Below are 2,077 nucleotides of genomic sequence, written 5' to 3' on the forward strand. Positions count from 1 at the left end.
CGAACAGCCGACATTTGTGGGCAGTCGGCATGTCTCAAACGAGTCACAAGCAGGCACAGCCGATCTTCCGCTCGTCATGTTCGCTCAAGACATGTTTCGCTATCAATTCCCGAGTTGTTCCGTTTGTGATGATCTTGACCTTCCCGCCAGCCGCCTCGGATGCCTCAAGGCATGCTTGTAGTCCGATCGCGAAATAAACGGCCAAGCATTGTAATCTCCAGCTGCCAGAAACTCGGCGGCACGTTCGTGGGAGATCGCGTTACGTCCGCTCAGCCATCGCGTCACAACCGGGCGAGCACGTTGCATAGGCGGAAGGCCAGGCAGGGAAATCTCCGGCCAGCGGTACTCAAAGTCGCCGTCGAGAAACAAGACCCAGCGCAGCACTTCCCGGCTCCAGAGTGGAGCGATGCTGTGACGACCGACCAACCGATGCTCCTTCATGTCGCTGTAGAGAAGCCATGCCATGTCCGTGATCGCCAAGATCGCGGCATCCTCGTCGCTCACCAGGGTATGGCGCTCGAACTGGTCGTTGGTGATCGCTCCGGCAATCAGGCGCCTAAGGTTCCTGGAAAGCTGGTCGCGTGCTGCCCGATCTATCATCCTGCAATTCCGAGCGAGTTCGATCCGACAGATGGATCATCAGTGTCTCTGAGGGCGAGTATACTCGGCAGTCCTTCGGCTCAGTTACTGGCTTAGTTTAAAGTTGAGAGAAATCGAGCGATGTCCGCTCCGGGTCAATCGCGTCGTTTTCGCCATGTCAGCGGTACGTCCGCTTTTCCACCGATAGCGACCGGACAGCGGACATCGCGCGAGGTCTCAAAAGCGCCATGCCGCGACCAAGGCCAATGTCTGAAACGGGTCTGGTGACGCCGTTCGACAATGGCTCGACGATCGGCAGCAACGGGTGGGAAGCTGAAGTCGAAGGAATGCCGGCGTATGGGACGTGCCGGCAAGCGGCGCGCAATTGCAACTATTCACCACTCAATGGCTATATCGAAATGGTTCTTTCCCTCTAATATTGGCCGCAGGATTAGCCCCGAACGAGGCATCAGTGCGATTTACTATAGAAGACGCCCAAACGATGGCGCGACAAACCCTTATTGCCGTTGGCGCTAGTGAAGCGCTTGCGACATCTTTGGCGAATGCGACCGTCGCTGCAGAGCTTTCTGGCCGTCATTCAGTCGGTTTCTCGCACCTTCTGGACTATCTAGACAGTATTACGGCCGGGCGGATCATTGGCTCAGCCCAGCCTGAAATCAGCTTTCCCACGCCCGCGATGATCCAAGTTGACGCGAGAGGCGGCATCGCCCAACTCGGCTTCGATTTAGCGATCGACGAACTGCAGAAGCGCGCAGAGCTCTACGGCATCGCGGTCTTTTCGCAGTCGAACAGCTATAGCGCTGGGGAACTTGGCTATTATACGCGCCGCCTCGCTAAGGCGGGATTGGTAGCGGTTGCCGCTACCAATGGATCGGCTCATGTGGCGGCCGGCAAGAGTACCGAAGCGGTCTATGGCACTAATCCGCTGTCCTTTGCCGCTCCTACGGAAAACGGCCCCCCTTTGCTTATCGACCAAGCATCGAGCGCAACTGCGTTCGTCAATGTCAGGAGAGCTGCCGAGAGTGGCGAGCCGATTCCCGAGGGCTGGGCCATCGACACGGAAGGTCGACCGACCACCGATGCGAACGAGGCCCTGAAAGGGGCACTTCTCGCATTCGGAGGCGACCGCGGAGCCAATATTGCGCTATTTGTAGAAATTCTTGCGGCGGGGGTCACTGGCGCGAACTGGTCTCTTGATGCGCCGTCTTTCGCAGACGGCAACCGATCACCCGGTGCTGGTCTCTTGGTTATCGCCCTAAAGCCAGCCATCCTCGCCCCGAATTTTTCAACCCGGCTAGCTTCGCATTCGGCACGTCTGGCAGCTAAAGGTATCCATATTCCGGGAAGGAAGCAGTCCTCGCTTGAAATCGAGCTTCCCGATTCACTCGTGGAAGCGATGAGCCGGTACAATAAGCCCTGATTTTCTGGAAGTATGTGGGTCACATCGACGCCCGCGGATTGTGTGCGGGGACGAAGT

General features: G+C 57.5%; 3 protein-coding genes. 2 read left to right on the forward strand and 1 reads right to left on the reverse strand.

The genetic code is table 11. The annotated features are described in order from the left end of the window. Positions 1-102: 102 nt before the first annotated feature. Positions 103-600 carry a hypothetical protein gene (locus AC630_RS42390; RefSeq protein ID WP_074124391.1) on the reverse strand — a complete coding sequence of 166 codons (498 nt, stop codon included), beginning with the start codon at positions 598-600 and terminating at the stop codon, positions 103-105. Between the two features lie 245 nt (positions 601-845). Between AC630_RS42390 and AC630_RS46125 the strand changes: the two genes are divergently transcribed. Both AC630_RS46125 and AC630_RS42395 read left to right on the forward strand, forming a co-directional pair. Further along, positions 846-1,016 (forward strand): hypothetical protein, encoded by a 171-nt coding sequence (locus AC630_RS46125; RefSeq protein ID WP_167561399.1) that lies wholly within the window; start codon positions 846-848, stop codon positions 1,014-1,016. 35 nt (positions 1,017-1,051) lie between these two features. Further along, positions 1,052-2,020, forward strand: coding sequence for an Ldh family oxidoreductase (locus tag AC630_RS42395; RefSeq protein WP_074124393.1), 969 nt, complete (start codon positions 1,052-1,054; stop codon positions 2,018-2,020). Positions 2,021-2,077: the final 57 nt, after the last annotated feature.

It is taken from the genome of Bradyrhizobium sp. AS23.2, from assembly GCF_001908185.1.
In the GTDB taxonomy this organism is placed as follows: Bacteria; Pseudomonadota; Alphaproteobacteria; order Rhizobiales; family Xanthobacteraceae; genus Bradyrhizobium.

Coding starts and splice junctions, on each gene's coding strand:
- AC630_RS42390 (WP_074124391.1), bottom strand. CDS start 600: ATGATAGATCGGGCAGCACGCGACCAGCTTTCCAGGAACCTTAGGCGC.
- AC630_RS46125 (WP_167561399.1), top strand. CDS start 846: ATGTCTGAAACGGGTCTGGTGACGCCGTTCGACAATGGCTCGACGATC.